Genomic DNA, 23,904 nt, shown 5'->3' with positions numbered 1-23,904 from the left:
AGGAGCCTTCCCTCATGCGCGGAGCAGTGATCCACGCCCCCGGTGACATCCGTTTCGAGACCGTGGACGATGCCAAGATCCTCAAGCCGACCGACGCCGTCATCCGGACAGCGGTGACCTGCGTGTGCGGTTCCGACCTGTGGCCCTATCGCGGCGCGGAGCCGACAGAGCACGCACATCCCATGGGCCACGAGTACGTCGGCTTCGTTGAGGAGGTCGGGTCGGAGGTCACCTCGGTCAAGCCGGGCCAGTTCGTCGTCGGCTCGTTCGCGACCTCGGACAACACCTGCGCGAACTGTCGCAATGGCTTCCAGTCGAACTGCCTGAACCGCGAGTTCATGTCCACCTGCCAGGCCGAGTACGTCCGCATCCCCAACGCCCAGGGCACCCTGGTCGCCACCAAGGAGGTGCCGGGCGAGGAGCTGTGGCCCGGTCTGCTTGCCGTGTCCGACGTGATGGGCACCGGCTGGTGGGCCGCGGACGCTGCCGAGGTGAGGCCCGGCTCCACCGCCGTGGTCGTCGGCGACGGAGCGGTCGGCCTGTGCGGGGTGATCGCGGCCAGGGAGATGGGCGCGGAGCGGATCATCGCCATGTCACGGCACGAACCCCGCCAGAAGCTCGCGCGCGAGTTCGGCGCCACCGACATCGTCACCGAACGCGGCGAGGAGGGCGTCGCCCGGATCAAGGAGATGACCGGCGGCATCGGAGCCGACTCCGTACTGGAGTGCGTCGGCACCGCCCAGGCCATGGGCCAGGCGCTGCACGCCGCCCGGCCGGGCGGCAACGTCGGGTTCGTCGGCGTCCCCCACGGGGTCGCCGTCGACGGCCAGGAGCTGTTCTTCTCCCACGTCGGCCTGCGCGGCGGGCCCGCCCCCGTACGCCGCTACCTGCCCGACCTCATCGACCGTGTCCTGACCGGCCGCGTCGACCCGGGCAAGGTCTTCGACCTCACCCTCCCCCTGGAGCAGGTCGCCGAGGGCTACAAGGCGATGGACGAGCGGCGTGCCATCAAGACCCTCCTCAAGCCCTGACCTCCCACTCACCGCACAAGGAGCACCCGTGCAGATCACCCGCAGCTCGATCGATACCGCCAAGGGCCCCGCCGACTGGTTCACCGGCGACGTCTACATCGACCCGGTCGCCGCCGCCCCCAGCCCGTCCCGGGTCACCGCCAGCCTGGTGCACTTCATGCCCGGCGCCCGCACCCACTGGCACCGCCACCCGCTGGGCCAGACCGTCTTCGTCACCGAAGGCGTCGGTCTGTGCCAGCGCCGCGGCGGGCCGGTGGAAGTCATCCGGCCCGGGGACCGCGTCCTGTTCGAGGCCGACGAGGAGCACTGGCACGGCGCTGCCCCCAACCGCCTGATGGTCCACCTGGCCATCAACGAAGGCGACGACACCCACGACGTCGTGCACTGGCTGAACCCCGTCACCGACGAGGAGTACGCCGCCACCCCAGTCACCGACTGACAGCCTCGGGTGCCGCCCGACGCCGCGCACAACATCGCGGCGGGACCGGCCCGTGACGTGCTCGTCAATGGGCCCCCGTGACAGGCTCCCCGTGACCTCTATCGCCCCTTTCGGCGCAGTCCCTGGTCCGGGGCTGGCTGCAGCGTTCCGCTTCGGTGCCGTCGGCTACAACGCCGTTCCCGTCTCCCGTAACGCCGGCCACCTCGATGCCCTCGTGGCCGGCCTGGGCGGTGAGGGTTTCCGGCCCGCGGCTTCACCGGCGACGGCTCCTGCGCCGTGCGCCCGAACCCCAAGGCGGCCGGTCCCTCGATCGCGTTCGCCGCCGACAGCGCGTATGCGGCCGCCGAGCACTCCAGTCCAACGGTGCTGGCCGAGCGGCTGAATGCGATCCGCACCGGGACGGCGGCGCGGATCGCCTCGACGTCGTCAGTGAGGTCCGGCCAGACCGTGGGCCGCGCCCGTGGGGCCAGACGCCCATACGCAGCCTTGATCTCGTGAGGAGCCGTCAGGAGGTGCCAGCGGTGCGCGATGCCGGTCGGACGCTCCTGCAGCAAGACCCCGCCGCGGGTCGCGACCAGTGCGCCGACCTCGGACCAGAACGCCTCGGCGGCGGCCCGTGAGGCATCGGTCTCATCGCGAGCGGGGTCGTAGGGTGAGCTTGCGACCCGGTCGGCGAACAGCCCAAGTATGCGGGTGCGGGACACGGCGGAACGACCAGCCGCACGTGGCCCTACGATCGCGGCAGCCCGCCGAACGCTTGTGCCCGACGAGTGCGTGAGCCCATGTGGGGCGACGTTCTGTCGATCATTCCGACCGAGTCCTCGCCGCTGTTCCTCTGCCTCGGGCGGCAGAGAATTCTGGTCCAGACCAGAACATTGACGTGTTCCTGACCGATCGATACGCTCCAGAAACCATCCTGAGAGCGCTCTCAGAGTCGCTTCGGGCGTCTCACACCGGTTACCTCCACAGCACGGCCTTCCGGATGAGGAGTAGAGCTTGTCTGCCAACCTTCCTTCCGCCCGACGCGCGCACCGGGCCCGCCGCCCCAGGGTCGCCGCCCTGGCCGCCGCGCTCGCGCTGGCCGGCGGATGTCTTGTCGCCACCCAGGTCACCGCCGCCACCGAGGCTGCGGCCGTCCCCACGACCATCCCGCTCACGCTGACCAACAACTCCGGACGCGGCGAGCAGGTGCACGTCTACGTCATCGGCACCGAACTCTCGTCCGGGCGCCAGGGCTGGGCCGACGCGAACGGCACCTTCCATCCGTGGCCCGCCGGTGGCAACCCCCCGACGCCCGCTCCCGACGCATCCATCGCGGGCCCGGCCAACGGTCAGTCGAAGACGATCCGGATGCCGAAGTTCTCCGGCCGGGTCTACTTCTCCTACGGCCAGAAGCTGGTCTTCAAGCTCACTACCGGCGGACTGGTGCAGCCCGCGGTGCAGAACCCGAGCGACCCGAACGCGAACATCCTCTTCAACTGGACCGAGTACACGCTCAACGACGCCGGCCTGTGGATCAACAGCACCCAGGTCGACATGTTCTCGGCCCCCTACGCGGTCGGGGTGAAGCGCCCGAACGGCACCACCCTGACCACCGGCCACCTCAAGCCCGGTGGCTACAAGGCGTTCTTCGACTCCCTGCGCAGCCAGTCCGGCGGCTGGGGCGGGCTCATCAGGACCCGATCCGACGGGACGATCCTGCGGGCGCTCGCCCCCGGCCATGGCATCGAGGCCGGGGCGCTGCCGGCCTCCGTCATGAACGACTACGTCAACCGGGTCTGGAGCAAGTACTCCTCGCAGACGCTGACCGTCCAGCCGTTCGGGGACCAGCCGAACACCAAGTACTTCGGACGGGTTCAGGGCAACACCATGAACTTCACCAACAGTTCGGGAGCGGTCGTCACCAGCTTCCAGAAGCCCGACTCGGACAGCATCTTCGGCTGCTACAAGCTCCTCGACGCGCCCAATGACCTGGTCCGGGGGCCCATCTCCCGCACCCTGTGCGCCGGTTACAACCGGTCGACGCTGCTGAGCAACCCCAACCAGCCCGACGCGAATGACGCGAACTTCTACAAGGACGCAGTCACCAATCACTACTCCGCCAAGATCCACGCCCAGATGGCCGACGGCAAGGCCTACGGCTTCGCCTTCGACGATGTGGGCGCGCACGAATCGCTCGTGCACGACGGCGACCCGCAGCAGGCGTACATCACACTGGACCCGTTCAACTAGGAGTTGTCCGTGCATGGGCCCGCCGCAGCCTGGGCTGCGGCGGGCCCTCGTCATGCCGACGCTCGGGGCAGGACGCTGGGGCCGGTTTTCACCCTCGGTACGTCTTCAGCAGCCTCAGCCACACTGCGCAGATCGTCGGTACGGCGGAACCGCGTGCCACAGCCGGGCGACGGGGATCTCGCCCGCGTGTCGACGATCGCGTATTTCCCAGGGGTAAGTTCACGCAATTCCGCAGGTTCTGCTTCTCTGGAGGGCCCTCGGGGGTGCTCCGTCCGGGCGAGGTCCCGTTGTCGTTGAGGGTCAGTCGGCCGAGAGTCCCCCGTCTGATCCGCGGAGGAGCGAGAGTCGTCGCTGAGCCTCGTCGCGAACCTCTGGGTCTGCATCGGACGTCAGTGTCTGGAGTTGCTGGATGAGTTCGGCGTGGCCGTCGTAGGTGATCCAGCGTAGGTCGCCGTCAAGTTCCGCGCTGAGCTGGTCGGCGGTTCCAACGTCGACCGCCTGAGCGCGGGCTGCGAGAACGGCACGAAGGCCGGGCAGGTCCCTGCGGGCCAGGAGGGCGGTCGCCGTTTCGGAGGTCACGGCGGTGTCCTGTGTGTCGAGGAGGAGGCTGTGGAGGACACCGGCGACGGCCTCGATCTGAGACGCTGCCGCCAGGAGCCGTCCTGCAGAGGCCCTGACGGACCATGCAGGCGAACTCGCCTCCCTGATCGCATCGCTCAAATCTTGATCGTCGGTTGGTTCCATGGCACCAGAATGCCAGCAATTTCCCACTCTGACCTGTCGGTTTCTCCCTGCGAGAGGACGTGCCGCGTCTTTGTCGTCCAAGGAGCGCGAACTCTGACAACGGCGCCGGAAGTGGCTCAGCAGGACCGCCTTCTCTTCCTCGCTTGTGAGGCATCCCCCTCGAAGCCGGCGAGGGGGATGCCTCATCCTTCAAGGTGATCGCAGGCCTGGGCGGCTTGTCGGTGGGGTTCTTGGGGCGTTTGTTCGCGCGGTAGCTGGGGCCGTTCATGACGGCCTGGTGGCTGGTGTTGATGAGCCGGTCGAGGAGTGACTCGGCGACGACGGAAGAGGGGATACCAGTCGTTGGGCGCCCGGTTGCTGGTGAGCACAGCGCGACCGCGTCCTCCTTGAACTCCGGCGGGTAGTTCTTCATGACCACGAGATGTCCGTTCTCAGGTCCTCAGGATTCAGAGTGTGTCCAACATCAGGGGCGAAGGCCACTCCATGCAGCCTGCAAGAAGCTGACGGCCATGGATCAGGCCCGGGCCCGAAGCAAGACCCACATCGCTGACCTGGGGTTGCCCCAGCTCAGGCAGCTCGACCGCAGGGTGGGTCCCTATCTCTCGCCTGGGGTGTTGGCGAGCAGCGGCCCGGCGGCTCGCCTGTCATTGGCTCCGCATACGGTCTGCACATGCTTGATCAGAGACCTCCCTTGTCATCGGTGTCCGACTTTGCAACCTGGGAACCTGTGCTCCGGCTCATGCTGTCCGACGACACGGAACGGCGTGCCGCCCGGCCGGCGCGTGTCGCAGGACGCATCAGCCAGTACGGCACGAGCCTGGCGTACCGGGGATCCATGGCGCCGACAGCGCGGGCAGCGGTGCGGGACGTACAGCGGGCACTCGCACGCGGCGGAGTTCAGGAGATCGCGTTCAGCGCGGAGGCTGAGCCGGATGGCCGTACCACGCTCGGCCTGGTCTGGCCGAGCCCGGTCGTGGAGCCGGTTCACGGCTACCCGGACCTGGGAGTGCTCATCTTGGCCGACAGCTCCCTTGCCGCCCCCTGGCTTCGCCCTCCCGATCCGGTACCCGGAGCAGTGCCGGCGCCATCGGCGGATCCGAAACTGCTTGAGCGGACGCTGCGTGAGCGGCTTCCCGGCGCCGTCGGAGCGACGGAGCAGGAGATCGCCGCTGCGGAAGCGCGCCTTGGTATCACGTTGTCCGACGAACTCAAGGTGCTGTACCGGGTGGCACGGGTGTACGGCGACGACAACTGCGATTTCGAGGAGGCGAACCGGGCCGGCGAAGCGGTCGGCTGCGAGCTCTCCGGCCTGGGGCACCTGTACAGCGTCGACGCGGCAGCGCGTCACCCTGGCTGGGAGCACGGCGCCAGGCACACGGTCAGCACGGGGTCCGATGCCGCGGTGCAGGGCCTGGCCGGCTCACCCGGCTCACCCGGCTGGATCGGCTTCGGAGGCAACGGCGGTGACGAATACGCCGTCGATCTGACCCCCGGCCCCGTCGGCTACTACGGGCAGATCATCCTGATTGACCATGAACAGAGCCTCGCAGCCCTTAGTGGCCGATTCCCTCACCGATTTCGTCCTGGGCCGGATGCGGGAAGAAGTCCGTGACTGCCGCGGAGACCGGCTCCCGGCTGCGGCCGAAGTCGGCCCCGGAAGCCTTGAGACCATCGAGGCTGCCGCCCATCCCGCCCTGGAAGTCCTGTCCATCAGAGCCAGGCACGGCACACCCTTCAGGCTCGGGCCTGTCGTCGGACTACCCCTCCTACGCACTCTGACCGCCATGCCCGGCACACTGGCCGACCCTCTGGAGGTCGCTGAGCTCACCGGTCTGGAGTTCCTGGAAATCGGCGCCGAGGAATGGCGCGTCCTCCTGGACGCCGGTGCCGTCCCGCGCACCCTGAAGGCGGCAGCCATCAAGGTGCGATACCAGGACCACCTGCCCGCGGCGGCACTCGCGAACGAGATCCTGGCCCTCTGGGACCGCCCCAAGATCACACAAACACTCATCACGGGAGACCTCGGCCCTCTGATCCAGCCGGCTGGGCCACACCCCCCACGGGAGCTGAGCGCTGTAGTCGGCCAGAGGGGCCAACTACAGCGCTCAGTCACACCAGCTGTGACTGAGCACGGCATATGGCCCCGGAGCGCACTACCTGACCTTGCTGGAGCGTGCTTGCTGGCCTGCCCAACCGCACAGGTCAACCGATGGATGACCACTCGACGGCGGCGGATTCAGGCCGGATGGTTGTGTGGTTGGAGACGGCAGTTCCGTAACCGGCCAGGCCGCACGTACCCCGCGCACGCGGCCCGGACGTACCCTACGCACCCGGCCCGCACGGGGTGAAGGGTCCGCGGCGCCCGGTCGGTTTCAGATCCTTGCCCCCTCGCTGGGACCGTACCTCCACCCCGTCACCGCCCCGCGTCACCGCCCCCCAGCGACTCTCCCAGCGTGCCGAGAAGCGCGGCGAGCCGGCGCCGGTCGGCCGGGGTCAGGCCGGCGAGGAGCGCCTGTTCCTGCGCCGTTCGAGCGGCGTTCAGCCGCTCGGCCAGATCTAGGCCTTGCGGTGTGAGGCGCAGCCGGATGACCCGGCGGTCGTCCGCGTCGCGCTCCCGCCGGATGAGACCCGCCGCCTCCAGGCGGTCCGCGTGCTGGGTGAGGCCGCCCGCGCGCGCCGTGCCGGCCGCGGCCACCTCTCCGGTCGTGCGGCGGTACGGCTCGCCCGCGTCCCGCAGAACGGAGAGCACCTCGTAAGCGGGTGCGCTGATGCCGTAGGCCCGGAGGGTTCGGCCGACCAGCGCCCGGTGCGCGGCGGCGCATTCGTCGAGCCGCGCGAACAGAGTGGCGGGGGAGTGGTCCGCGGGCCCGGCCGCGACCACCACGGGACCACGGCGCTCGTCGTCGTCCGTGTCACGGTCTGCGGCATCGGCCGCGTCCACGTCCGCGTCCGCATCCACGTTCACCTCCTCGTCCTTGTTCGCCTTGTCGAGGGAAGGGGGCGGTGGTGCGTGGTCCAGGGCGTCCCCGAACGCGGTGGCGAGTACGGCTGTCAGCGCCGGCGCCAGTTCTTCGGTCGGAACCGAGGCGGCGGGTTCGTGGGCGAAGAGATAGCGCTCCATGATCACGCCGAACAGGACGCTCCGGACGACGGCCGTGCGCACCTCGGCCTGTGCCGAGTCGCCGAGGAGTCGTGCGAGGGGCTCGCCGACCTGCTTCTCCAGGATGGTGCGCAGGAGTTCCGCGCTCGGCGGGTGGCCGACGGCTGAGCGGATCAGGGCCGGCCAGGGATCGTCGGCCGGCAGACGGTCCCAGCGGTCGAGGTAGGCACGGGCCAGGGCGGAGGGAAGCTCGCCGGCATCGGTGGCCATGGCCGACAGCACGTTGTCCGTGACGCCCGAGCCGCTGCCCACCGCTTCACGGAACAGACCGTCCTTGGTCCCGAAGTAGGCCATCACCAGACCGGGCGTCACCCCGGCCTCGGCCGCGATGGCGCGTACGCCCACGCCCCGGTAGCCCTGCGCGCCGAACAGCCGCCGGGCAGCGTCGAGAACCGCGTTGCGGTTGCCCTCCGGGTCGTGGGAGCCGGGGCGGCGCCGGGACGACCGCCGGGCCGCGGTGCCGGCTGCGCGTGCCGGGTCCGGGGCCGGCCGCGCACGCCCCTCGTTCTCCGACTGCACGGGCTGCTCGGGTTCCACTGGCTCTACAGGGTCCACTCGGTTCACAAGGTCCAGATTAAACGAGCGTTCATAAAAACAGCCGTTCAAAAATCGTTACGTTCCGTGGACCGGCCCCGACCTCACCGTGAGGGGGAGTCCGGTCCCGCCGCGCCGCACCGACACGATCTCGGCCAGGATCGACAGGGCCGTTTCCTCCGGTCCGCGGCCGCCGAGGTCGAGCCCGATCGGGGAACGGAGCCGTGCCAGTTCCGCGTCGGTCAGGCCCGCCGCGCGCAGCCGCCCGAGCCGGTCCTCGTGGGTCCGGCGGCTTCCCATGGCGCCCACGTACCCGGCCCCGCTGCGCAGGGCGAGAGTGAGGACCGGCACGTCGAAACGTGTGTCATGGCTCAGTACGCAGACGGCGGTGGAGGTGTCGACCAGGTGCTCGTGGTCGCGGAACCAGCGGTCGGGCCGCTCGGTGACGACCTCGTCGGCGCTCGGGAAGCGCGCGGCGGTCGCGAACGCCGGCCGGGCGTCGCAGACCGTCACGCGCAGGCCGAGCGCGGCGCCGAGGTCCGCAAGCGGGCGGGCGAACTCGGCCGCGCCGAAGATCAGCAGGCGGGGCCGGGAGGCGACGGGCTGCACCAGCAGCTCACGCTCGGGCGTGCAGCAGGCATCGTCCGACGAGTCGTTTCCGCTGGTCACGAGCCCAGTGATGGCACGGGTGAGCAGGCCGTCGGCGGCCAGGGACGCCGCCCGGTCCGCCTGTGCGTCGCCGATCGATCCCGTGGTCGTCCCGCCCCCGACGACCAGGCAGCCGTTGCCGTCCAAGGGGGTGACCAGAGCCACCGGCCTTCCGGCCGCGATGTCGGCGGCGAGCCGGGCGAGAGGGGCGTCCGCCTCTACTTCGCGGGTCAGTACCTCGATCGTTCCGCCGCAGGTCAGACCGATCGCGAAGGCGTCCTCGTCGCCGACACCCCAGCGTTCGAGCACCGGGGCGGCGCCGGCGAGGACCTCCTCCGCCGTCGCGCAGACGGCGGCCTCGACGCAGCCGCCGGAGACGCTGCCGACGACACGGCCGTTCTCCGACACCAGCATCGACGCGCCCGGACCGTGCGGGGACGAGCCCCACGTCCGTACGACGGTCGCCATGGCGAAGCGGATTCCGGAACGTTGCCAGGCGACTGCCTGGTCTATGACGTGTCGCATCTCGCCCTCCGAGGGCCGTGAATGTCGGGCAACCCCTTGCCAAGAAGAAACTTTAAGGTAAATCATTTCAGGAGTTAGATAAATCCGTCCGTGTCGAACGCCACGGAGCGACGACACGAGAGGTCCGGTGGAACCAGTTGAAACCCACACCGTTCGACTACACCGCTCCCGGCAGCGTCGGCGAAGCGGTCGCGCTCCTCGCCGACGAGGAGCGCGAGGCCAAGGTCGTCGCGGGCGGCCAGTCCCTGATACCCATGCTGAACATGCGCCTCGCCAGGCCCGAGGTGCTGGTGGACATCAGCAGGATCCCCGAGCTCGGCCGCCTATACGTGGACGGGTCGGGCCGGCTCCGTATCGGAGCGGCCGTACGGCAGGCCCGAGCCGCCGCCCACGACGCCCTACGCGAGGGATGGCCGCTGCTGGCCGCCGCGATCGGCCACATCGGGCACCCGCAGATCCGCAACCGGGGCACGGTCTGCGGCAGTCTCGCCCACCACGACCCGGCCGCCGAACTCCCCACCGCCGCACTTGCCCTGGACGCCCGCTTCGTGATCACCGGGTCACGCGGTACCCGTACGGTCGCCGCCGGGAACTTCTTCGTCGCGACCTTCTCCACGGCCGTCGAGGCGGACGAACTCCTCACCGAGGTCGTCTTCCCGCCGGCCCCGGCCTCCCGCGGCTGGGCCTTCGAAGAACTCACCCGCAGGCATGGCGACTTCGCCACCATCGGCGTCGCTGTCGTCCTCGAACGGGACCCCGCCGCGGGTACCGTCCGCGACGCCCGCGTGGTCTTCTGCGGCGCGGGCCCCGTACCGGTACGGCTGCCCGCCGCCGAGAAGGCACTCGTCGGCAGCGATGCCGGCGAGCGGGCGCGAGCCGCCGCAGCCCACGCCGCACTGACCCACCTCACCCCCGCCGACGACGTCCACGCCACCGCCGAGTACCGGCGCGAGGGCGCCGCCCACCTCCTAGTCCGCGCCTGCACCACCGCCTGGGAGCGCTGCTGATGACCCCTTCCGTACCCACCCCGCTCGCCGCGCTCGCACCGCCGCTCGCCGAACCCTCCGCCTGGCACACGGTCACTCTCACCGTCAACGGACGGCCCGTCACCGCCCAGGTCGAGTCCCGCCTGCTGCTCAGCGACTTCCTGCGCGACCGGCTCGGACTCACCGGCACCCATGTCGGCTGCGAACACGGAGTCTGCGGAGCCTGCACCGTCCTGGTCGACGACGAACCGGTGCGCACCTGCCTGACCCTCGCCGTGCAGTGCGACGGCGCGGAACTGCGCACCGTCGAGGGGCTGACCTCAGCCGACTCCCCGCTCACCCCCGTGCAGCGGGCCTTCCACGAATGCCACGGCATGCAGTGCGGGTTCTGCACACCCGGATTCGTCATGACGACGACCGCGCTGACCGAGCAGCCCGCACGCCCCGACGACGAACAGGTCGCCGACGCGCTGAGCGGCCACCTGTGCCGGTGCACCGGCTACCGCAACATCCGCCGTGCCGTCTGCCAGGCACTCGACGAGCGATTCGGGGAGTGACCCCCATGTCCCAGACCCCCGCCTCCGCGCCCTCCGCCTCCGCCTCCGCGGCCTCCGCCTCCGCGCCCTCCGGCGCCGGCGCCTGGATCGGCCGGTCCGTCCCGCGGGTCGAGGACGACCGGCTGCTGCGCGGCAACGGCCGCTACGTCGACGACCTCGCCCTCCCCGGAGCCGTCGAGGCCGCCTTCCTGCGCAGCCCGCACGCGCACGCCCGTATCGAGTCCGTCGACGTGACCGCGGCGCTCGCCGCACCAGGCGTCGTCGCCGTATGGACCGGCGACGACGTGGCCGGTCTGCCCGCGATGCTGAACAAGGAGGAACTGCGCACCCCGCCGGGGCTCGCCGAACTGCTCGATCCGACGGTGCGGATGACCCCCATGCCACTGCTGGCCGTTGAGAAGGTCCTCTACGTCGGCCAGCCCGTCGCCGTCGTCCTCGCCGAGAACCGCTACCTGGCCGAGGACGCCCTGGAACTCATCGACGTCCGGTACGCCCCGCAGCCCGTGCTCGTCGACCCCGAACAGGCACTCGCCGACGACGCCGTCCGGCTGCACGACGACCTGCCTGACAACACCGCCGTCGCCGTCGCCACCCGCGTCGGCGACCCGGAAGCGGCGTTCGCCGGGGCGCACGCCGTGGTGAGCGAACGGTTCGAGGCCCACCGGTACGTCGCCTCGCCCATCGAGACGCGCGCCGTCTCCGCCCAGGTCGACCCGTACAGCGGCCGGCTCACCGTCTGGTCCGGCACCCAGACCCCGCACCGGCTGCGGGACGCCGTCGCCCACACCCTCGGCCTGGAACCGGCCGGGGTCCACGTCATCGCGGCCGACGTCGGCGGAGGCTTCGGGCAGAAGGGAATCCTCTACGTCGAGGAACTCATCGTCCCCCACGCCGCCCGCCTCCTCCGCCGTCCCGTCCTGTGGCGCGAGGACCGCAACGAGAACCTCACGGCCTCCTCGCACGCCCGCGAACAGATCCACCGCATCGAACTCGCCGCGGACGCCGAAGGCCGCCTCCTCGCCGTACGCGACCGCATCACCGTCAACTTCGGCGCGTACAACATGACCGGCCTCGTCGTGCCGTACAACTCCCTGTGCCACCTGCTGGGCCCCTACCGCGTCCCCAACGTCCACATCGACGTCGTCGGCGCGCTCACCAACACCACCTTCGCCACCCCCTATCGCGGAGCCGGACGCCCCGAGACCGTCTTCGCGATGGAACGCGCCATGGACCGGCTGGCCACGGAACTCGGCATCGCCCCCGAGGAACTGAGGGCGCGTAACCTGGTCCGGCCCGACGAGATGCCGTACGCGACCGGCCTGGTGGACCGCTCGGGCGACCCGCAGTCCTACGACTCCGGAGACTTCCCCGAACTGCTGCGCCGCGCCGTCGCCAAAGCCGACGTCGAGCGGGTACGGGAGCGGCAGCGCGAAGGCGCCCGCGACGGCAAGCGCGTCGGAATCGGATTCGCCATGTACATCGAGGCGACCGGGCTCGGACCCTTCGAGACCGCCCGCATCGACATCACCCCGCGAGGCCGGGTGCGGCTGGCCATCGGAGCCCCCTCCCAAGGACAGGGCCACCGCACCTCCATGGCCCAGATAGCAGCCGACGCCATCGGAGTGCCGGTCGAGGCCATCGACGTCGTCGGCGGCGACACCGACGCCACACCGTTCGGCGTCGGCACCATCGCCAGCCGCGCCCTCGTCAACGCCGGCAACGCGACCCACCGGGCCGGCCTGCTCGTCCGCGAGAAGATCGTCGAAGCAGCTGCCCGCCGCCTCGGCGTCCCGGCGTGCGACCTCGGGCTGAGCGACGGAACCATATCGGCCGCCGCACCGGACGGCCCGGCCATCACCCTGGCCGAACTGGCCGGCAAGGCGCCCCTGCCCGGTACCCCCGAACCCACCGACGGGCGCCACGGCACCGAGCTCAGCGAGACCGTCCACTTCCGCCCACCGGGCTTCGCCGTCGCCAGCGGCGCGCACGCGGCCGTCGTCGAGGTCGACGAGGAGACCGGTGAGGTCGACATCCTGCACTACGTCGTCGTCCACGACGCGGGCAACATCGTCAACCCGATGATCGCGGAAGGGCAGGTCACCGGCGGCATCGCCCAGGGTATCGGCGGCGCCCTGTACGAAGAGATGGTGTACGGCCCCGACGGCCAGCCCCGCACCGGCACCTACATGGACTACCTGGTGCCCACATCCTCCGAGATCCCGGACCTCGACATGGACGAGATCTTCACCCCGAGCCCCATGAACGACCTCGGCGTCAAGGGACTCGGCGAGGGCGGTGCCATCGCCCCGCAGGCGGTACTCGCCAACGCGGTCGAGGACGCGCTGCGCCCCCACGGCGTGGTCGTGCACCGCGGCCCGCTTTCGCCCAGCCGGGTGCGCGCGCTCATCCGCACGGCTGCCGCCGGCTGAGCCGCGGCCACGCCCGTACCCGACCTCCCTCCCGCCCACGGCCCGGTGCCGCCGGCCGCCCCCTGATTGGACAACCATGCAACTTGATCACTCCTTCACCGTCCCGGCCGGCGTCGACGACGCCTGGACTCTCTTCCAGGACCTGAACCGGGTCGCCCCGTGCATGCCCGGCGCCGTGCTGGACACCCTCGACGGCGACACGTTCACCGGCCGCGTCAAGGTCAAGGTCGGCGCGGTGCAGATGAGTTACCGCGGCGAGGGCACCCTCAGCCGCGACGACGCGGCCCGCTCGATGCTCCTCGACCTGAGCGGGAGCGAGACCCGCGGCTCCGGTACCGCGTCGGCCACGGTCACCGCGACCCTGAGCACTGCCCCGGCCGGCACGCTGGTGCGCGTCCGTACCGACCTCGACATCACCGGCCGGCCCGCGCAGTTCGGCCGGGGCATCATGACCGAGGTCGGGGACCGCATTGTGCAGCAGTTCGCCACCCGGCTCGAAGACATGCTGCGGGACGCCGGACCCGGCACCGCCTCGGCGACCCCGGCGGCAGCGACCCCGGCATCGGCTCTCCGGAGCGGGCTCGCACCCGAGCCGGAAGCAGTCGACCTCGGCGCGGCGGCACTGCCCGTCCTTCTCAGGAAGGCCGCCGCCCCGGCCGCGGCTGTACTCTTCGCGGCCGTGATCATTCAGGCGCTGCGCCGGCGCTCACGGGGCTGAGCCGCGGGCGGCGATCGGGGGCGGGTGATCCGGGGCGAGCGATCCGGTGCGGGTCGCCGCGCTGCGCGCCCCGGTCACAGGTCGCCGAGAAACCCCGGGTCGGCCGGCCCCATCTGCCGGGCGAAGTCCGCCGCGACTCCGACGACTTCACGCATCGGAACGGGCTGTCGGCTGGTGGCCGCGAGATCGGCACGCGCCTCCCTGGACCACAGGAACGGATAGACGGTGATGCCCTGCGAGAAGGTGAGGGCCGCGGTCTCCGCACGCCAGTCGGGCCAGCGCAGCCCGTCGTAGAAGGTGTCCAGACGGCCCGAGAGCATCCAGGTGACCCACACCGAGTGGCCCATCTCCATCACCTCCCACTCAAGCGTGTCGGGAGCGAAGTACGTCATCTGCCCGGGCGCGCCCGGACGCCCGGCCGCAGCGGGGTCGCCGCCGTTCAGCGCGAACACGCCGCCGATCACGTCGTACCCGACGACGAGACCGGCCGTGGGATGCCAGGCGGGATCGAGGTCCGCAGGGAAGCGGTTGGCCTGCGCAAGGCTCGCGATCCCGCCGCTCGCGGGGGACCCGCCGCCGAGCACCCGCACCCATCCGCCGTCCACGAGCAGCCCACCGGTGTTCCACGCCAGGGACCCCAGTGTCGATCGCGCCGTGACCTGCAACTGAAGCAGGGTCCGGCGGCTCTCGTCCGGGTCCGCCGGCAGGACCTGGACGGGCACGGAGCCTGCCGACAGCATCTCCCGGAGCTCGGGCCACGCCGGATCATCCACCCGCGCCAGTTCGTCGATTCCTCGCATCCGAGGATGATCGCACCCGCCATGGGTGCCCGGGGTCCGCGGGGCGGTGAACGGCACGGGGCGGTCGCCGTCTCCGCACCCTCCCCTCTTCTTCACCTTTGCCGACAGGCAGCCGCGCGCGGCGGGATCGGCGGGGTGCCCGCCGGATTTTCCGGGCACTCCGCGCCGCGCTCAGGCCGGGTCGGCGGGCAGGGCCGAGTAGGGATGGACCTCGATTCGGACTGGCCCTTGTGAGGAGAGCGGCTAGAGCCTCGCGGGCAGCGAGGGCGTAGGGGCGGTCGGGCCGTGGGCGGGTCCGGTGTCAGTGGCTGTTGCCGTACCGATCATGGTGGACGTCGGTTCGATCGGGGTAGTTCGGCCGACTGGTCTCAGGCGGGCGCTCGGAGAAGGGGACCCGTTTCACTCCCGGGCTCTCGAAGCCCTTCTGCTGCCCGCCGGCACGGTGGCTACTCCCCGGTTGTGGCTTCGGGGACTGAGTCCGGAGACGTGCCCACAAGCTTGCGGAGGAAGCGATCGGCCTGGTCCTCCAGTGGGGGCCAGTGTTGATCGGGCTGGTTGATCCGCATGGACACCGCGCCGTGCACAGCGGCGCGTAGGTCGAGGGCCACCGTAGAGGCGTCGTCCTTTGGGGCCAGGCCGGCGTTCATGCACCGTTGGACCGCGGCCGTCGTCGTACGTCCGAGCTCCTCCTTGAAGCGCATGTCCGTGCGCTGGTTGAGGCTGCTCTCGTGCAGCACCTTGTAGAGCCCAGGGTGGTCGTGTGCCCGGCGGCCCTGGAACGGCGATCGTCGACATCTTCCGCCTGGAGGACGGACGGATCGCCGAACACTGGGACGTCATGCAACAGATCCCCGACGAGGCACGCAATCAGAACGGCATGTTCTGAGCGCGCAGAGCCTTCACCAGATCGGTGATGCGGTTGGTTCTGCAGCGGAGCCTTCGCAGGCCACGGCCACCCCTTGAGGGTGGCCGTGGCCTGCTCGTCGAGGCAACGGACCTTGGCGTGGGTGGTGTTGTGGCAGCGTTTCCACCGCTTGGGGCGGCGGCCCCGAAACGGAGCCCCTGCCCCGCATCGTGGCGGCCATGGCCGGCTGAACCGCGGCTATCAGCGCAGTCGCCCCGAGACCTGCGTGATCTCCTCGGCGCTCAGCGGGTACGGGCTGCCGTACAGGAGCGGACCGGAGAACGCTGGGAATTCCAAACCGGCGAACTCGTGAACGCGGCCCCGGTGGCGGCCGGCGGTGTGCTCTACGTGTCCAGCAACCGCCTCTACGCGCTGAGCGCGACAACGGGGACACAGCGCTGGGCCGTCACCGGCACCAAACTGAAGCCACCCGTCCCCGGATACCGTTCCTTCTGCGCCCCGGCGGTCGCCGACGGTGTGTTCTACGTCGGCGACGAGATTGCCAACCTGTATGCGCTGGACGCCGCGACGGGCAAGAAGCGCTGGACCTTCCGCACCAGCAACACCTTCGTCCCGTCCCCAGTCGCTGCGGACGGCCTGGTCTACGCCGCCAGCGAGGACAACCACCTCTACGCCCTCGACACCCGGACCGGCCACCAGCGCTGGGCCTTCGCCACCGAGGCCGGCCTGGAGGCCCAGCCAACGGTAGCGTCCGACGCGGTCTACGGCGGCAGCAAAGACGGCAGCGTCTACGCCCTCCAAAAGTGACGACCCTAAGTGGACGGTTCGTAATTTGATGTCCGTTTCTGGTTGAGGTTTCAGCGAGGTCGCTGGCGCGGGTTCCGTCGGCTATTGCTTCCTGGCGAAGTTGCCGGTGACGGCCTCGGTGAGGATCCCAAGTTTGACCAGGCGTTTCAGCTTGGCGCGGGTGCCTTCGACGATCTTCGGCAGCAGTTCATTGTCGAGGGCCTTGCAGACGTCCTTGGCCGTAACGGCCCGGTCGTCTGGTTGAAGGCGTCGAGGATGCGGGGGTAGTCCGGGTGCTCGGGCAGGTCCGGCGGGCCGGCCGGGAGCCGGTCGGCGAGGCCGGTGACGGTCTTGCGGGTGATCGCGAGGTGTTCGAGGTGGATCTCGGCCTCCCGCAGCCGGGTCTGCAGGTCGTGGATCTGTGCGCGGAGGTCGTCCGCAAGGGCCCGGGCGGCGTTTTCCTGGAGGTCTAGGCGTCGAGCAGGGGCTGGAGGTTCACGCTGTCGCCGTCTGCGTCTCGCGCCAGGTGGGGGCGTTCGCGCCGGTGAGGCGTCGGGTCATGACGTGGGCCATCGCCCAATAGACGCGGGAGGCGGAGGGGTGGTGCTCGTAGTCGCGGACCAGGCGCCGGTGCAGTATCAGGATGCCGTAGGTCTGCTCGACCCTCCACCGCTTCGACTGCGGCACGAACCCCTTGACCTGTGGGTTGCGTGCGACGATTTTGACATCGATTCCCAGGCCGGCGCCGTGCGCGACGACCTGGTTCTTGAAGCCCTGGTCGGCCAGGGCTCTGCGGACGGTGCCGCCGGCGTGCTCGGCGACCTGGTCCAGCAGGACGATGCCCGCGGCGTTGTCGTGGGTGTTCGCGGCGAGGACGACGACTGTGATGACCAGGCCGAGGACGTCCACGGCCAGGCCGCGTTTGCGGCCGTTCCCAGCCGTGCGGACAGCCTACCGGCGCGGGCCCGGGGCCCAAGGAGCCCGTTGCCCCTGCAGCGTCGGTCCCACGTGCGCCGTGGGGCTACCCGTGACCGGCTCAGGGCCGGGGTGGATGCCGCCGTCGGGCTGCTCCGCGGCGAGCGGTCGTGGGGTGAGGGTGGCGGCGTCTGCGGCCTCCTGCGTCCAATGTGCGCCGAAGACGATCAGCGTCCACAGCAGGCAGCCGAAGGCGGCGGTGTGGAGCAGTGCGCGGACGATGTTCCAGGCGGCCCAGGCACTCTCGAAGTTCTCGCGTACGGCTGCGGGGTCCTTGATGTGGTCGGGGCTGCCCGCCTTGGCGAGTTGGTCGTTGAGGGGGACGCTGAGGCCGCTGGTGACCACGAAGGCGAGCAGGTAGAGCACCAGCGCGGCGATCAGCCACGGCAGCGCGGCCCGTCCGTGGCCGCGCCAGGCCAGGACGACCGCAAGGCCGAGCAGGGGGATTGCGGCCATGAAGGGGAACATGAAGACCGGGTTGAGGATGGCTTTGTTGATGTTCTGCATCGCCTCGACGAAAGTCCGGTCGGACGAGCGCGCCAGGCCCGGCATGACGGAGTAGGCGAAGGCCGCGAACAGGCCGGCCATCAAGCCGGTCGCGAGGGCACTCAGTATCAGGGTGATCTGCTGGAGGTTCTTCACACGTGTTGCCTTTCGTTCAAGATGAGAGTGGCGGCGGTGCGGTAGGCGGGCCGCAGTCAGCGCAAGGCGCGCGGGGCGCGGTCCAGGGCGGTGCGCCGGACGCCGCGTGCGGGGTGGGCGTTGCGATCGTCGGGGATGCGGTGAACGGGTGTGCGGGCGAGGCCGTGACGCCCGCGGGCGCCAAGTAGTCAACGACTGCCCCAGGCACCGCGGAAGAGCGTCACCGGGCAGGGATCGGCTGAGTGAGGTTCACCGCGTTGCCGTCAGGGTCCTGGATGTGGGCGACGCGCTGTCCCCACGGCATGTCATTGGGGCCGCTGCGGTCCGTTCCGCCGAGCGCCTCCACTCGGGTGAGCGTCTCGTCGACGTCGTCGACACCGATGCTGAGCAGGATCCGCAGTGCCGCCCCGGTTTCCGGTTCTCCTTGGCCACCAATCCGAGGTCGGTGTCGCCGATGCGTAGGCCGAGGTAGAAGGCCGGTCCTTCCGCAGGTACCCGGAAGATCTCCTCAGCGCCCAACAATTGTGTATAGAAGCCGAGCAGAACATCGCGATGGGCAGTCAGGATCACTGGCTGAATGGTGGACATGGCACTCCTATCGGGAACGGTCGGGTCGCCGGATAGACCGTTCGACGACGGGGAACTCATCGGTGTCTCAGCCATGCCGAGCCCGAGCGGCTGGCAGTGCCTCAAATTGCCTGAACCTGGCTGCACGGGTTGCACATGCCTACACAGCGAGGCGAAGTCCGTGCCGGGTATTCCGACGGCAGCTTCGCCGACTGGCGCGCGGCGGTTCACAGGGGGCGCACCGATGCGGCTTCCCCGTGTGAGGGTCCGTACCGGAGGGAGGCGCTGCCGCACTGCGGGATGCCCCTATGCAGTTCGGCACGCGGGACTCTCCCCATTTCTCCCGCCCATGCCCGGCCTGTGCGCTCGCCGCCTATCTGATCTTGATGATCACCTTTCCGAACGGGCCGGCCGTTGCGTAGTACTCGTACGCCGCCGCGGCTTGTTCGAACGAGAACGTCCGGTCGAGGACTGGTCGGAGCCGATGCGCGGTGATGGCGTTGTTCATCGCGATGAACTGCGCGCGGCTGCCGACGGCCAGCGCGCGGACCGTAGCGGCGGCGCCGAACAGCAGACGAGGTTCGATCGGTGGCCAGTTGCCGGAGAGAGACCCGACGAGGGCGATGTGTCCGTCGACGGCGACCGCTTTCAGCGACTGCTCCAGCGTTCCGGCGGTGTCGACGACGCGGTCGACACCTCGTCCGGCGGTGAGTTCACGGGTGGCGGTGTGCCAGTTCGGGGTGTCGCGGTAGTTGATCACCTCGTCGGCGCCCAGATCGCGCAGGCGCTGTTCCTTGTCCGTGCAGCTTGTCGTGACGATCACTCTGGCGCCCAGGATTTTGCCGAACTGCACCGTGAACAGCGACACGCCGCCGGAGCCGGTGGCCAGTACGGTCTGTCCGCGCTGGACTCCGCGGCCGTCGCCGGTCAGGGCGTTCCATGCCGTGACGGCGGCGCAGGGCAGAGTTGCCGCTTCGGCGTAGGAGAGGTGGTCGGGGACGGGCACCAGGGCAGCCTCGGGGAGGATGGCCAGTTCCGTCAGCATTCCGTCGAGCGAGCCACCCAGTTGCGGCAGGTACGACGGTTCCAGCGGGCCGTCCAACCACCGCGGGAACAGTGCGGCGGTGACGCGGTCGCCTGGGCGCACCCGCCGGACGTCCGGTCCGACGGCGACGACCTCACCGGCACCGTCCGAGACGGGTATGACGTCCGGTTCGACAGGCAGCACGTACTGCCCCCGCAGCACCAGAAGTTCCCGGAAGCTGAGCGAGGTGGCATGGACCGCGACCGCGACCTCCCCCGCCCCGGGGGTGCGGGGTGTGTGCGTACGCAGTGACAGGCCATCGATGCCGCCGCCGGTGGTGAGGTGGTAGCTGCGCACCATCGACGGGCGCGCGGCCGTCGACGCGCTCATCCCTCGATGAACTGGTAGTCGCTGACGATGCGGCCGTCCGGGCCGAGCACGAGGATCTCCAGCCCGACGCCGGCGACCTCACCACCGTCCCGGGGGGCCATCTCCCAGTTGAACTTGACGACGTCGCGGAGCCGGTCGCTGTTGTTGCGCGACCGGAAGACGAAGGTGCCCGCCGCGACGAACTCCTCGTGGGCCCGCGTCACGCGGAACTCCAGCGCACGGTGGCCGCGCGCCTCCAGAAGGAGACGGTCGAAGCCCAGCCCTTCAGCGGTCCGCAGGATCTCGCTGGGAGGCTGCAGCACGTGGACGGCGTCGGCGGACCACAGTTCGCGGATCGCGGCGCGGCGCCGCTCCCCGTCGGGTTCGTTCCACACCGCGACGTAGCGGTCGGTGAGGTCGTGGATGTCAATGTCAGCCATGGCTGTTCCCCTCGGTTGCGAATGGGCGGTGTGCGGCAACGACCGTGCAGCCGCCAGCCGTCACGCGGCAATTCCTCGCAGGGAATCGCGGATCAATAGCCGGACGGGTTAGACAAGAGGGGTGATCAGCGAATCGAGCAGGGACGGTCTCGCCGGAGCGTTGCGCGAGTGGCGCACCCGGCGGCGCGTCAGCCAGCTGGAACTGGCCATGCGCGCCGGAACCACACAGCGGCACCTCAGCTTCATCGAGAGCGGACGGTCAGCCCCCGGACGATCAATGATCATCCGGCTGGGCGAAGCCCTGCAGGTGCCGATCCGCGAGCGCAATGAACTGCTCCTGGCGGCCGGATTCGCACCGGTCTACCCACAGACCCGCCTGGACGACCCCCAACTCGCTCCGATTCGCACCGCCCTCGAACGGATCCTGCACGGCCACCTGCCGTATCCGGCGGTGGTCGTCGACCGACACGGTGACCTCGTCTCGGCCAACACCGCCTTCCACGCCCTCGCCGCCGGTGTGGCTCCGCATCTGCTCGTACCACCGGTGAACGTTCCCCGGGTGCTGCTGCACCCGCAGGGCCTCGCACCGCGCATCGTCAACCTCGACGAGTGGGCGTGGCACATCATCGACAGCGTCCAAGCCGAGAGCGTGCGCAACCCGGACGACCAACTCCAACGCCTGGCCCACGAACTCATCGGCCTGGCACCACCACGCCCGTGCCCGTCACCGCACCACCTCGGCTTCGCCGTACCGCTGCGCCTGCGAACACACGATCCCGCCGACGACAGGGAGCTGACGCTCATCACCACGCTCACCCATTTCGGCACCGCCATCGACGTCACCATCGCCGAACTACGGCTTGAGGCGTTCCTACCGGCTGACCAAGCGACGAGTGCCATGCTGGCCGAACTCCTCGAGCGATGGGTGAGCTGCGGTCCGAGCGCGGGCGTCCAGAGGATGCGGGGGCCGGGGGTTAGCCCCGCAAGTGCCGGCATCGTGCACACCGAAAGCTCCCCATTCGATGTCTGACCTGTACTTATTCGAGTAGGCCAGCCATTGAATGGGGAGCTGAGCGCGTGTACGGACGAGCCCCGCAAGGGACCTCTGCGGTGCCGGTTGGGGAGCGCCAGCCCTTCCCACCAGCGCGGGCCGTTGGTCGGAGCCCGGAGCCCGGAGCCCGGAGCCGGGGGCACGCCGCACGAGCGCTGCCGCGGCGGCCATTGCAGCCACGAGCCCAGCCAGAGGGGTGCCTGCCGGGGCGACGAGTTGCGGGTGCTCACGCAGCGAGAGGACTACTGGATGATCCGGTGACATCTTGACCTGGCTTGCTGGGAGGCGGCCTGGAAGGATGTTGCAGTGCCCAAGTCGTATCCCAAGGAGTTCCGCGAGGGGCCTTGATTCCGAATCCTGAACACGGGTTATGCGGCTGGTGTCAGCGTAGTTGGTGTGCGGTGGAAGGTGTTTTCGAAGGCGATCGGTGATCGTTGTCCGAGGCGGGAGTGTCGGCGTCGGGTGTTGTAGCGGTGGAGCCATCGGAAGGCGTCGAGTCGGGCCTCGCGCTCGTTGAGCCAGCTCTTTCGTCCCTTGAGAGCTCGGAACACGATCTTGTTAGGCGTCCCTGGCTGGTCGTGACCGGTGTGACGACGGCCGAAGGCGGTTGCCGACCTGGCCGGTCAGGGCCGGGATGGTGGCAGCGCGCCCGGACTCCACACCAGCGGCCGACGAAGTCGACAAACGGAATTGTAGTGGCCATGGGAGGGAGGGCACGGAGACGACGTGCAAGGATGCCAGGATGTCTCGCCGATCACGCCTTCTGTCGTGGGCCGCCGTAGCGGCCTTGTCTGCCGCACTGCTCAGCCTGCTCCTCTACGCCTTGGACGACAAGCGTGACGAGGCCTTCCCGGTCAACACGGAAGCCACGTCACCCGCGGTGGCTCGGGCGGCGCGTGAGCATCTGCACCTGTCCCGCCCTTCGGGGAAGGGGAAGACGGTGCGGATGACGGTAGACGGCATTCTGCGCGAACAGCACTACAACACCATTACGGGCACCCTGGACTTTCTCAACGATGAGGGCGAGGTCGTCGACCGGGTTCCCTTTCATCAAGGGGGTCTCGCCGAAGGATCGATAGAGAGCTCGACCAGCGAGCACACTCCGAACCAACGAGTCGACGACGTCACCTCGGTCAAGCTTGGACCCGGCCTAAAATTTTCACAGTGGCGCGACAAGCCGTGAGAGCCCGTAACACCATCATGATGAAGCCTTCTTGAGGCGTCGCCAGCAGATCAGGCTGCAAGCCAGAGAGACGAAAGCGTCGTGGAGTTCGGTGCGGCGTTCCCAGCGGACGGCGAGACGTTTGAACTGATGAAGTAGGGCGAAAGTCTGCTCCACGACATAGCGGAGCTTGCCCATGCCTTTGATGTCCTGTGATTCCCTGCGTGAGATGACAGGCAGGATCCGCCTTTGTCGCAGCTCGTCGCGGTGGGCATTGGAGTCATAGCCCTTGTCGCCGAGCAGGGCATGGGCCGTGACCCTGAATCCTGAACACGGGTTATGCGGCTGGTGTCAGCTTAGTTGGTGTGAGGTGGAAGGTGTTTTCGAAGGCGATCGGTGATCGTTGTCCGAGGTGGGAGTGCCGGCGTCGGGTATTGTAGCGGTGGAGCTACCGGAAGGTGTCGAGTCGGACCTCGCGCTCGGTCGGCCAGCTCTTTCGTCCCTTGAGGGTCTCGCGTTTGAAGGTCGCGTTGAAGGACTCGGCGAGTGCGTTGTCCGCGCTGGAGCCGACCGCGCTCATGCTTCTCAGTGCCCCTGCTGACCTGCAAGCTTGGTCGAAAATCCTGCTCGTGTACTGAGCTCCGTGGTCGGTGTGCATGACCGATCCGGCGAGGCTGCCGCGGGTGCGGACCGCCGCCGCGAGGGCGTCGGTGACGAGGTTCGCGCGCATGTGGTCGGCCATCGCCCAGCCGGCCACACGCCGCGAGGCAAGGTCGATGACGGTCGCCAGGTAGCAAAACTTCCCGCCCCCGATGGGCAGGTAGGTGACGTTGCCGACGTACTTCGTGTTGGGCTTGTCCGCGGTGAAGTCGCGGCGGATCAGGTCCGGCGCTTTGGCCGCGGCCGGGTCGGGGACGGTGGTGCGGTACCGGCGGCGCAACCGGACCCCTTCGATCCCGGACGCCCGCATGATCCGAGCGACGCGTTTGTGGTTGACCGCCTCGCCGCCCGTCTCCCGGAGTTCGGCGGTGATTCTCGGGGCTCCGTAGGTGCCGTCCGATTCCTGGTGCACGGCCCGTATCCGGGCGGCCTGGCGCTGCTGGTACAACATCTGCTGCGCGCCTTCACTGACGACGTCGAAGCGCCAGGCTCACCACAGCAGGTGGCAATTCCTCAACTACATGCTCAGTCGCAGATGTGACGCGCCGTCCGGGTGCAGC

The 23,904-nt window shown here is 69.5% G+C and carries 21 protein-coding genes and 5 pseudogenes; 13 read left to right on the top strand and 13 right to left on the bottom strand.

Annotation, left to right across the window (positions count from 1 at the left end):
* The first annotated feature begins 14 nt into the window (after positions 1-14).
* The 3 genes from ACGFZA_RS13135 (at position 15) to ACGFZA_RS13125 (ending at position 3,702) form a co-directional block, all read left to right on the top strand.
* The gene (locus tag ACGFZA_RS13135; RefSeq protein ID WP_385272556.1) at positions 15-1,031 is read left to right on the top strand and encodes a zinc-dependent alcohol dehydrogenase family protein; all 1,017 of its coding nucleotides are present in this window, start codon (positions 15-17) and stop codon (positions 1,029-1,031) included.
* Between the two features lie 28 nt (positions 1,032-1,059).
* Complete coding sequence (locus ACGFZA_RS13130) at positions 1,060-1,470, top strand: cupin domain-containing protein (protein WP_393678960.1); 411 nt, start codon at positions 1,060-1,062, stop codon at positions 1,468-1,470.
* Positions 1,471-2,466: 996 nt separating this feature from the next.
* Positions 2,467-3,702 carry a glycoside hydrolase family 64 protein gene (locus ACGFZA_RS13125; protein WP_385272562.1) on the top strand — a complete coding sequence of 412 codons (1,236 nt, stop codon included), beginning with the start codon at positions 2,467-2,469 and terminating at the stop codon, positions 3,700-3,702.
* Between the two features lie 300 nt (positions 3,703-4,002).
* Here ACGFZA_RS13125 and ACGFZA_RS13120 read toward each other — a convergent pair whose 3' ends face one another.
* Entirely contained in the window at positions 4,003-4,422 is a 420-nt protein-coding gene (locus ACGFZA_RS13120) for a hypothetical protein (RefSeq protein WP_393678959.1), read from the bottom strand.
* Positions 4,423-5,185: 763 nt separating this feature from the next.
* Between ACGFZA_RS13120 and ACGFZA_RS13115 the strand changes: the two genes are divergently transcribed.
* Positions 5,186-6,058: an SMI1/KNR4 family protein gene (locus ACGFZA_RS13115; RefSeq protein ID WP_393678958.1), complete on the top strand. Its 873-nt coding sequence runs from the start codon at positions 5,186-5,188 to the stop codon at positions 6,056-6,058.
* An 801-nt stretch (positions 6,059-6,859) separates the two neighbouring features.
* On the opposite strand, the gene ACGFZA_RS13110 is transcribed toward ACGFZA_RS13115, so the two are convergent.
* On the bottom strand, positions 6,860-8,143 hold the full coding sequence (locus tag ACGFZA_RS13110; RefSeq protein ID WP_385272594.1) for a TetR family transcriptional regulator: 1,284 nt from the start codon (positions 8,141-8,143) through the stop codon (positions 6,860-6,862).
* A 75-nt stretch (positions 8,144-8,218) separates the two neighbouring features.
* Positions 8,219-9,313, bottom strand: coding sequence for an XdhC family protein (locus ACGFZA_RS13105; protein WP_393678957.1), 1,095 nt, complete (start codon positions 9,311-9,313; stop codon positions 8,219-8,221).
* Positions 9,314-9,450: 137 nt separating this feature from the next.
* Here ACGFZA_RS13105 and ACGFZA_RS13100 point away from each other — a divergent pair, with 137 nt between their 5' ends.
* The 4 genes from ACGFZA_RS13100 (at position 9,451) to ACGFZA_RS13085 (ending at position 14,003) form a co-directional block, all read left to right on the top strand.
* Entirely contained in the window at positions 9,451-10,320 is an 870-nt protein-coding gene (locus ACGFZA_RS13100; protein ID WP_393678956.1) for an FAD binding domain-containing protein, read from the top strand.
* Positions 10,320-10,856 carry a (2Fe-2S)-binding protein gene (locus tag ACGFZA_RS13095; RefSeq protein ID WP_385272602.1) on the top strand — a complete coding sequence of 179 codons (537 nt, stop codon included), beginning with the start codon at positions 10,320-10,322 and terminating at the stop codon, positions 10,854-10,856. Before ACGFZA_RS13100 ends, ACGFZA_RS13095 begins: the two co-directional genes overlap by 1 nt.
* Before the next feature lie 5 nt (positions 10,857-10,861).
* Positions 10,862-13,285, top strand: a complete 2,424-nt coding sequence (locus ACGFZA_RS13090; RefSeq protein WP_393678955.1) for a xanthine dehydrogenase family protein molybdopterin-binding subunit — start codon at positions 10,862-10,864, stop codon at positions 13,283-13,285.
* 76 nt (positions 13,286-13,361) lie between these two features.
* On the top strand, positions 13,362-14,003 hold the full coding sequence (locus tag ACGFZA_RS13085; protein ID WP_393678954.1) for an SRPBCC family protein: 642 nt from the start codon (positions 13,362-13,364) through the stop codon (positions 14,001-14,003).
* Between the two features lie 74 nt (positions 14,004-14,077).
* Here the strand turns inward: ACGFZA_RS13085 and ACGFZA_RS13080 are convergent, their stop codons facing one another.
* Positions 14,078-14,803, bottom strand: coding sequence for a DUF2625 domain-containing protein (locus ACGFZA_RS13080; protein ID WP_393678953.1), 726 nt, complete (start codon positions 14,801-14,803; stop codon positions 14,078-14,080).
* Between the two features lie 446 nt (positions 14,804-15,249).
* Positions 15,250-15,540 carry a TetR-like C-terminal domain-containing protein gene (locus tag ACGFZA_RS13075; protein WP_393678952.1) on the bottom strand — a complete coding sequence of 97 codons (291 nt, stop codon included), beginning with the start codon at positions 15,538-15,540 and terminating at the stop codon, positions 15,250-15,252.
* Between the two features lie 23 nt (positions 15,541-15,563).
* On the opposite strand from ACGFZA_RS13075, the gene ACGFZA_RS13070 reads away from it, so the two are divergent.
* The 3 genes and pseudogenes from ACGFZA_RS13070 to ACGFZA_RS13060 all read left to right on the top strand — a co-directional run bounded on the left by ACGFZA_RS13070 (position 15,564) and on the right by ACGFZA_RS13060 (position 16,927).
* On the top strand, positions 15,564-15,689 hold the full coding sequence (locus ACGFZA_RS13070) for a hypothetical protein (protein WP_393678951.1): 126 nt from the start codon (positions 15,564-15,566) through the stop codon (positions 15,687-15,689).
* Positions 15,690-16,013: 324 nt separating this feature from the next.
* Positions 16,014-16,475 (top strand): annotated as a pseudogene (locus ACGFZA_RS13065) (PQQ-binding-like beta-propeller repeat protein); the annotation flags it as partial.
* Positions 16,476-16,747: 272 nt separating this feature from the next.
* A complete protein-coding gene (locus ACGFZA_RS13060; RefSeq protein WP_393678950.1) occupies positions 16,748-16,927 on the top strand; it encodes a hypothetical protein in 180 nt (59 codons plus the stop codon).
* Positions 16,928-16,949: 22 nt separating this feature from the next.
* Here the strand turns inward: ACGFZA_RS13060 and ACGFZA_RS13055 are convergent.
* From ACGFZA_RS13055 to ACGFZA_RS13035, 5 genes and pseudogenes are all read right to left on the bottom strand, one after another.
* Positions 16,950-17,384: pseudogene (locus ACGFZA_RS13055) on the bottom strand (transposase); the annotation flags it as partial.
* Between the two features lie 21 nt (positions 17,385-17,405).
* Complete coding sequence (locus ACGFZA_RS13050) at positions 17,406-18,071, bottom strand: DUF1772 domain-containing protein (protein ID WP_393678949.1); 666 nt, start codon at positions 18,069-18,071, stop codon at positions 17,406-17,408.
* A 220-nt stretch (positions 18,072-18,291) separates the two neighbouring features.
* Positions 18,292-18,659 (bottom strand): annotated as a pseudogene (locus ACGFZA_RS13045) (VOC family protein).
* 352 nt (positions 18,660-19,011) lie between these two features.
* On the bottom strand, positions 19,012-20,052 hold the full coding sequence (locus ACGFZA_RS13040) for an NAD(P)-dependent alcohol dehydrogenase (RefSeq protein ID WP_393678948.1): 1,041 nt from the start codon (positions 20,050-20,052) through the stop codon (positions 19,012-19,014).
* Positions 20,049-20,471 (bottom strand): hypothetical protein, encoded by a 423-nt coding sequence (locus ACGFZA_RS13035; protein ID WP_393678947.1) that lies wholly within the window; start codon positions 20,469-20,471, stop codon positions 20,049-20,051. The genes ACGFZA_RS13040 and ACGFZA_RS13035 overlap by 4 nt, the downstream gene beginning before the upstream one ends.
* A 121-nt stretch (positions 20,472-20,592) precedes the next feature.
* On the opposite strand from ACGFZA_RS13035, the gene ACGFZA_RS13030 reads away from it, so the two are divergent.
* Positions 20,593-21,501, top strand: coding sequence for a helix-turn-helix domain-containing protein (locus tag ACGFZA_RS13030; protein ID WP_393678946.1), 909 nt, complete (start codon positions 20,593-20,595; stop codon positions 21,499-21,501).
* Between the two features lie 389 nt (positions 21,502-21,890).
* On the opposite strand, the pseudogene ACGFZA_RS13025 reads toward ACGFZA_RS13030, so the two are convergent.
* Positions 21,891-22,061, bottom strand: a pseudogene (locus tag ACGFZA_RS13025) (IS3 family transposase); the annotation flags it as partial.
* A gap of 203 nt (positions 22,062-22,264) precedes the next feature.
* Between ACGFZA_RS13025 and ACGFZA_RS13020 the strand changes: the two are divergent.
* A complete protein-coding gene (locus tag ACGFZA_RS13020) occupies positions 22,265-22,705 on the top strand; it encodes a hypothetical protein (protein WP_393678945.1) in 441 nt (146 codons plus the stop codon).
* A 15-nt stretch (positions 22,706-22,720) separates the two neighbouring features.
* On the opposite strand, the gene ACGFZA_RS13015 is transcribed toward ACGFZA_RS13020, so the two are convergent.
* Both ACGFZA_RS13015 and ACGFZA_RS13010 read right to left on the bottom strand, forming a co-directional pair.
* Positions 22,721-22,987 carry a transposase gene (locus ACGFZA_RS13015; RefSeq protein ID WP_393679676.1) on the bottom strand — a complete coding sequence of 89 codons (267 nt, stop codon included), beginning with the start codon at positions 22,985-22,987 and terminating at the stop codon, positions 22,721-22,723.
* Positions 22,988-23,021: 34 nt separating this feature from the next.
* A pseudogene (locus ACGFZA_RS13010) lies at positions 23,022-23,774 on the bottom strand (IS3 family transposase); the annotation flags it as partial.
* Positions 23,775-23,904 lie beyond the last annotated feature (130 nt).

The organism is Streptomyces sp. NPDC048211 (genome assembly GCF_043202315.1).
Taxonomy (GTDB): Bacteria; Actinomycetota; Actinomycetes; order Streptomycetales; family Streptomycetaceae; genus Streptomyces.
The sequence above is the reverse complement of the archived record's forward strand: the minus strand, read 5'-3'. Positions and strand labels throughout refer to the sequence as shown.